The organism is Kocuria tytonicola, assembly GCF_003687455.1.
GTDB classification, from domain to species: domain Bacteria; phylum Actinomycetota; class Actinomycetes; order Actinomycetales; family Micrococcaceae; genus Kocuria; species Kocuria tytonicola.
In genome coordinates this window covers 1-6,761 of record NZ_PHOA01000117.1, presented here as the reverse complement: position 1 = coordinate 6,761, position 6,761 = coordinate 1, and the positions used below count along the sequence as shown (strand labels likewise).

The following is a 6,761-nucleotide window of genomic DNA, read 5'->3' as shown; positions in this document are numbered from 1 at the left end:
GGGGTGGGGCGCGGGGTGCTCATGGCTGGTGTCCTCGAAGGTGGTCGGCGGCTGTCCCTGTCACGGTGCCACGATCCCCGGGGCCGCGCCACACGCGGACCGGGCGGGGCGGGACGGAAAGGGACGGCGCAGAAAAGGGTGAGGTGGCACAGGACGGGGCGCAGAGCCGTGCGGCGCGGTGGTGCCCCGGAGGGACGGGGCGCGGAGTCGGCCGTGCGGCGTCGTCGTGCCCCGGAGGAAAGGGCCCGGGGGCCACGCCGCCGTACACTCGGACGGGTGGAATGCGGATACTACGACCGGGACCTGTGCCGGTCCTGCACGGTCATCGAGGTGCCCTACGAGCAGCAGCTGGCGCGCAAGCAGGAGCTCGTCCGCGAGCTGGTCGGTGCGCACGGGGAGCCGCGCTGGCTGCCCCCGGTGGCGTCCGCGCAGGCGGGGGTCCGCAACAAGGCCAAGATGGTGGTGGCCGGGCGCGTGGGGGAGCCCACCCTGGGCATCCTGGACGGCACGCGCGGCGTGGACCTGGAGGACTGTCCGCTGTACCCCGAGTCCATCACCCGGGCGCTGCACGGGCTCGCGGAGTTCACTGCGTGGACCCGGCTGCTGCCGTACGACGTGGGGAAGGCGCGCGGTGAGCTCAAGCACGTGGTCGTCACGGCCAACCCGGCCGGGCGGCTCATGGTGCGCTTCGTGCTGCGCAGCACGCGGCAGCTGCCCAAGATCCAGGAGAACCTGGCCGAGCTGCGGCGCCTGGTGCCCGCGGCGGACGTGGTCTCCGTGAACCTGCAGCCCGAGCACAAGGCCGTGCTGGAGGGCCCCGAGGAGATCCTGCTGAGCGGGCAGGGAGAGCTGTCCATGCCGGTCAACGGGATCGACCTGCGCGTGCGGCCCCGCTCGTTCTTCCAGACCAACACGGGGGTCACGGCCCAGCTCTACCGCCAGGTGCGGGACTGGGTGGACGCCGTGGACCCCACCACCGTGTGGGACCTGTACTGCGGTGTGGGCGGATTCGCGCTGCACGTGGCGTGCCCGGACCGGGAGGTGGTGGGCACGGAGATCTCCGCCGAGGCCGTGGCCTCCGCCCGGGACACGGCCCGCGCCATGGGCCTGCCGCAGCGCGGGCCCGGTTCCGTGCGCTTCCTGGTGGCCGACGCCGCCGCGACCCCTGCGGACCTGCCCGGCACCCCGGACCTCGCCGTGGTGAACCCGCCGCGCCGGGGCCTGGACGCGAGCCTGTGCGCGTGGCTGGAGGGCTCCGGCGTGGGCCACGTGGTCTACTCCTCCTGCAACGCGAAGACCCTGGCCCGGGACCTCGCCCGGATGCCGTCCCTGGAGCCCGTGGAAGCCCGGCTGCTGGACATGTTCCCCCACACCGGGCACTACGAGGTGGCGGTGCTGCTGCGGCGCCGGTGACACCCGCGTGCCGGGCCCGTGCGGCCCGGGCCGAGCAGCACGGGCCAGTGGGGCTCAGGACTGCGCGGCGGAGAGCGCGCGCAGCCGGGTGACGGCCTCCCGGACCATGTCCGGCACGGGCTGGTCGATGTCCAGCACGTAGCCGCCCTCCTCCTGGGTGAGCGGTTCCAGGGTCTCGATCTGCGACTGCAGCAGCGTGGCCGGCATGAAGTGCCCGCTGCGGCCCTCGATGCGCCGCGTCAGCACCTCCAGGGTGCCGTCCAGGTGCAGGAACAGGGCCGAGGGTGCCTGGGAGCGGATGCGCTCCCGGTAGCTGCGCTTCAGGGCCGAGCACGCCACCACGAGGCCTTCGCGGCGCTCGCCGTACTCGTGCAGGGTGCGCCCCACGATCTCGAGCCAGGGCCAGCGGTCCCCGTCCTCCAGCGGGGTCCCTGCGGCCATCTTCTCCACGTTCTCGAGGGGGTGCAGGCTGTCCCCGTCGGTGAACTCCACCCCCAGCTCGTGCGCCACGAGCGTGCCGATGGTGGTCTTGCCGGAGCCCGAGACCCCCATGACCACCACGAGCGGCGGCAGCTCGGGGCGTGCCGCCCCGCTCATTCCGTGCCCTCCGCCGGTGCCGCGCGGTGCGCAGGGGTGGTGCTGGTGCGGCCGCGGGGGTGTCCCGCGAGCACCGGTGCGGTGCGGGAACGGCCCGCGCGGGCGTCGTCGTCGACGTGGTTCATGGTGGTCCTCTCCGGAAAACTGACCTGTGGGTCCGTGGAGAACGATGCCACGAGTGTCCGACCCCGCGCTGGGGGCCGGTGCCGGGCCGGCTCAGGCGCCGTCGTACCGGGTGCCCCGTTCCGCCCGGCTCCGGGTCCGGGAGGCAGCCCTTGCGGTGCGGGGGGACGACGGCGCCCGCGCGTGTCCCGCGGGGGCGCATACTGTGCGGGTGTTCACTCTCGTGCTCCTGCTGCTCGTCGTGGGATTCGTCTACGCCGTGGAGCACTCCTGGCCGGGATTCCACCGCATCGGCGCGTGGTGGGTGCGCCGCGGCGAACCGGTGAGGTGCTGGGTGCGGCGAGCACCGCTCACGTACGTGTACCTCACGGTGATCACGTTCACCACGTGGCTGCTCGCGAACACGAGCGAGCCGCTGCGCAAGGCGTTCCTGGCCGAGCAGTCCACCAACCTGCACGAGCTGAGCACCAACCCGGTGACCGTCCTGCTGCGCAGCGCCATGTACGTGTCCCCCGGGGAGCTGGTGGTCTGGTGGGTGGGGTTCAGCCTGGTGGTGGCGCCCCTGGAGCACCGCTTCGGGTGGCAGCGCGTGCTGGTGGGATTCTCAGTGGGGCACGTGCTGGCCACCGTGGCCGTGGCGTGGCTGCAGGTGTGGGCGATCCGGGCGGAGAACCACCCGGACCCCTCTCGCGTGCTGATCGACGTGGGGGCCAGCTACGGCTTCTCCGCGCTCGCGGCGCTGGCCACGTACCAGGGCTCCCTGCGGCGGCGGCTGCTGTGGGCCGGGGGGATCGCGGTGCTGCTCGCGGCAGCCGTCGCCGTGGACCTGAACTGGGCCACCGTGGGCCACTGCGTGGCCGCCCTCATGGGATTCGCGTGCTTCCGGTTGGTGCGGCCTGAGGCGGCGGTGCACCACGAGGCCCGGGTCCGGGCGCGGCGGATCTACGAGGCGGAACTCTAGCTCGGGCATGCCCGGGCCGCCGTCGCGCGCGCCTGCACGGGTACTGACGGGGCCGCGCCGCACGGTTACCGGTGAGTTTTGTGACGCACCGCACCCTGCCCTAGCATGCAACGAGTACGAGCGGGGCCGCATGCACCGGCTCCGCGCGATCCCCGAGGGCAACAGCGAGGGAATGACGTCATGAGGTTGAAACCCTGGATGAGGGTCAGCTCCGCACTGCTCGCGGTGGCCTGGGGAGGCAACGAGTTCACCCCGTTGCTGGTCATGTACCGCACGGTGGAGGGCTACCAGCAGGTGGCCGTGGACATGCTCCTGGCGGCATACGTGCTGGGCATCGTCCCGGCGCTGCTGATCGGTGGGCCGCTCTCGGACCGCCACGGGCGGCGGACGCTGATGATTCCCGCGCCGGTGCTGGCCATGGTGGGGAGCATCCTGCTGGCCGTGGGCGCGGAGAGCCTGTTCATGCTGTTCGTGGGCCGCGTGTTCTCCGGGCTCGCCCTGGGCCTGGGCATGGCCGTGGGCACGTCCTGGATCAAGGAGCTCTCCGAGCGGCCGTACGAGGAGCACCCGGAGCGGGTCTCCGGTGCCCGCCGGGCGTCTCTCTCCCTGACGGCGGGCTTCGCGCTGGGCGCCGCGTTCGCAGCAGCTCTGGCGCAGTTCGCGCCGCTGCAGACCGTTCTGCCGTACATGATCAACCTGCTCATCTGCCTGCCCGCGGTGTTCCTGGTGGCCGGGACTCCAGAGACCCGCCGGGCCGGTGCGCCGCGGACCTCCCTGCTCTCGGACCTCAAGATCCCGGCCACCCGCCAGCACCGCTTCTGGTTCGTGGTGGCCCCCTCCGCGCCGTGGGTGTTCGGGTGCGCGGCGTCCGCGTACGCGATCCTGCCCGCGCTCATGGCGGATGTGGTGGGGCCCCGCTACGGCATCGCGTTCTCCGGGCTCATGTGCCTGGTGGGCCTGGGCTTCGGGTTCGTGATCCAGCCCCTGGGCAAGCGCCTGGACCGGGACGGCTCCATCCGTTCCCTCGCGGTGGGGATGTGTGCCGTGATCCTCGGCATGCTCGCCGCGGTGCTCGCCTCTGCGACCCTCAGCCTGCCGCTGGTTCTGCTGGCCTCCGCGGTGCTCGGCTGCGGCTACGGCCTGGTGATGGTCTCGGGGCTGCAGGAGGTGCAGCGGATCGCGCGCCCGGACGATCTCGCCGGGCTCACCGCCGTGTTCTACTCGCTGACCTACATCGGCTTCTTCGTGCCCATGGTGCTCGCGCTGGTCGCAGAGTTCACCACGTACCCGTGGCTCTTCGTCTCGGGCGCGGTGATCGCCACGGTGTGCCTGGGGATCATGGTCTACGGCCGCCGCCACGAGGTCCGGGACCTGGACCTGCTGGAAGCCCACGACGCCGCCCGGTCCTGACCTCCCCGCCGCTGCGCGCGTCCCTGCCCGCGGTGTCGGCCACTGTCGCACGGTGCGACGAGGGCCTGCCCCCCGGTGTGCGGGTGGGGCCGGGCCCTCGCGAGGCGGCGTGCGGCGTCGTCGCCCGGAGAGTGGCGCGCCTCAGACGCGGGGCTCCTCCGACCTCTCGGCGCTCAGCGAGCGGTGGTGCGCCATGAGCCGCTTCTCGCGCGGCAGGACGCACAGCAGCAGCACGATGGTGAGCACCACGGAGATGGTGAGCAGCCCGTAGGTGGCGCCCCAGCCGAACTCGTGCACCACCCAGCCCACGCCCGTGGAGGCGAGCGTGGCACCGAAGACGTAGCCGAACAGACCGGTGAAGCCCGCCGCGGTGCCCGCCACGTGGCGCGCGGACATGTCCAGGGCCTGCAGGCCGATGAGCATCACGGGCCCGTAGATGAACGCACCGATGAAGAACAGGAACACCATGAGCAGCCAGTACGGGGTGCCCACCGGGGCCAGCCAGTAGGCCACCAGGAACACGCCCACGCCCACCATGAAGGTGATTCCGGTCCAGCTGCGGTTGCCGTGGAAGACCCTGTCCGAGACCCAGCCGCACGCGAGCGTGCCGAAGATCCCGGCGAGCTCGAACAGGGAGAAGCCCGCGATGCCCTGCGCGAGGGACATGCCGTGGTGGTCCGCCAGGTAGGTGGGGGCCCAGGAGAGCACGCCGTAGCGCAGGGAGTAGATGAACACGTTGGCCAGCGCCAGGAACACCATGGTGGGGTTCAGGAGCACGTGTTTGACGATGATCCGCCAGTAGGAGCTCTCCTGCAGCTCACCGAGGTCCGTCTCCACCTTGGGGGGATCGTTGCGGTACTCCTCGATCGGGGGCAGTCCCACGGCCTCGGGGCGGTCCCGGACCAGCACGAACGCGATCACGGCCACCACCAGCGCGCCGAGGGCGGGAACCCAGAACGCGGACTGCCACGAGTCGCCGGTGATCGCGAGGCCGAGCGCGGCGAGTGCTCCCACGCCCATGCCGCCCACGTTGTGCGCCGTGTTCCAGATGGCGGTCTTCCAGCCGCGCTCGTTGGTGGAGAACCAGTGCACGAGCACGCGCCCGCAGGGCGGCCAGCCCATGCCCTGCACCCAGCCGTTGAGGAACATCACCGTGGCGAACAGGGCGACCGATGCGGACACCGCGGGGACCAACGCGACCACGAGGTTCGCCACGGCGGACAGGGCCAGGCCGATCGGCAGGAAGTAGCGTGCGTTGGAGCGGTCCGAGATGGTGGCGGAGAAGAACTTGGAGAATCCGTAGGCCAGCAGCACGGCGTTGCCGATGATGCCGATGCCCACGGTGGTGATGGTGCCCTCGTCCAGCAGCAGCGGGGCGATGAGCGAGATGTTGTTGCGGATCAGGTAGAAGCCCGCGTAGCCCAGGAAGATGCCGATGAACACCTGCAGCCGCAGCCGCGGATAGCGGCGGCCGATCTCGGTCTCGGGCAGCCGCGGCGCCGCGGCGGGTGCCGCGAGCCAGCGCAGGCCCCGGCCGGGACGTCCGGCGGGGGCTGCCTCCGGTGCGGGGGGAGTGGATGACGGGGAGGACATGCAGGACACCTCTCGGGGTCGTGAGCGAGTGGCGGGGCCCGGAGCGCCGGGTCGGCCGGGCCTGGGGTCCGCGGATCCCGCAGGAACCGCGGGAGAGACGTCCATGCTACTCACAGGCGGGCATGATGGGTCGGCGCGTTGCGCCCGACGCGGTGGTTCGCAGGCGGCCCGGGGCGCCCGACCCGCGTGCGCGGGGAGCGGCGGCCACCATGCTCATGGCAGCCGCCGGCATCGCTGCCCGACCCGCGTGCGCGGGGAGCGGCGTCGTCCCCTCAGCCCGCCAGCAGCGTGAGCGCCCTGCGGACCACCACGACGACGCCGCCTGCGGCCGCGAGCCCCATGGCCAGTTTCTGCGCGGTCGCCTTGCTCAGGTGGTGGGAAAGCCACGTCCCCACCGCGATGCCGGCCAGGACCGTGGCCACCAGGGCGGCCAGCGCCACCACGGCGGGGACCGGGAGGGAGAAGTGCACCCCGGCGGCGAGCTTGGAGGCCGTGGAGAGGGCACCCATGCCCATGAACACGGGCTGCATGGTGGCGACGAAGCGCACCTGGTCCCACCGGGTCACGCGAGAGTAGATCACCATGGCCGGGGCGGCCACACCGGCGGTGGCGTTGAAGAAGCCGCCGACCACTCCGGCGGGAACCGCCGTGGCACGGCGGGGGG

General features: G+C 72.3%; 7 protein-coding genes. 3 read left to right on the top strand and 4 right to left on the bottom strand.

What is annotated here, in order from left to right; all coding sequences use genetic code 11:
- Nucleotides 1-276: 276 nt before the first annotated feature.
- The gene (gene rlmC / locus CWC38_RS10410; protein WP_121846669.1) at nucleotides 277-1,413 is read left to right on the top strand and encodes a 23S rRNA (uracil(747)-C(5))-methyltransferase RlmC; all 1,137 of its coding nucleotides are present in this window, start codon (nucleotides 277-279) and stop codon (nucleotides 1,411-1,413) included.
- Between the two features lie 54 nt (nucleotides 1,414-1,467).
- Here rlmC and CWC38_RS10405 read toward each other — a convergent pair whose 3' ends face one another.
- Together CWC38_RS10405 and CWC38_RS12595 are read right to left on the bottom strand one after the other, a co-directional pair.
- Nucleotides 1,468-2,010 (bottom strand): gluconokinase, encoded by a 543-nt coding sequence (locus CWC38_RS10405; protein WP_121846668.1) that lies wholly within the window; start codon nucleotides 2,008-2,010, stop codon nucleotides 1,468-1,470.
- Nucleotides 2,007-2,135, bottom strand: coding sequence for a hypothetical protein (locus tag CWC38_RS12595; protein WP_276309579.1), 129 nt, complete (start codon nucleotides 2,133-2,135; stop codon nucleotides 2,007-2,009). Before CWC38_RS12595 ends, CWC38_RS10405 begins: the two co-directional genes overlap by 4 nt.
- Nucleotides 2,136-2,344: 209 nt before the next feature.
- Between CWC38_RS12595 and CWC38_RS10400 the strand changes: the two genes are divergently transcribed.
- Complete coding sequence (locus CWC38_RS10400; RefSeq protein ID WP_121846671.1) at nucleotides 2,345-3,094, top strand: rhomboid-like protein; 750 nt, start codon at nucleotides 2,345-2,347, stop codon at nucleotides 3,092-3,094.
- 180 nt (nucleotides 3,095-3,274) lie between these two features.
- On the top strand, nucleotides 3,275-4,504 hold the full coding sequence (locus CWC38_RS10395) for an MFS transporter (protein ID WP_121846667.1): 1,230 nt from the start codon (nucleotides 3,275-3,277) through the stop codon (nucleotides 4,502-4,504).
- Nucleotides 4,505-4,645: 141 nt separating this feature from the next.
- Here CWC38_RS10395 and CWC38_RS10390 read toward each other — a convergent pair whose 3' ends face one another.
- Together CWC38_RS10390 and CWC38_RS10385 are read right to left on the bottom strand one after the other, a co-directional pair.
- Nucleotides 4,646-6,097: an MFS transporter gene (locus CWC38_RS10390; protein ID WP_165860401.1), complete on the bottom strand. Its 1,452-nt coding sequence runs from the start codon at nucleotides 6,095-6,097 to the stop codon at nucleotides 4,646-4,648.
- Between the two features lie 272 nt (nucleotides 6,098-6,369).
- Nucleotides 6,370-6,761 (bottom strand): TSUP family transporter (locus CWC38_RS10385; RefSeq protein WP_165860400.1); only part of this gene is annotated, 392 nt, incomplete at its 5' end.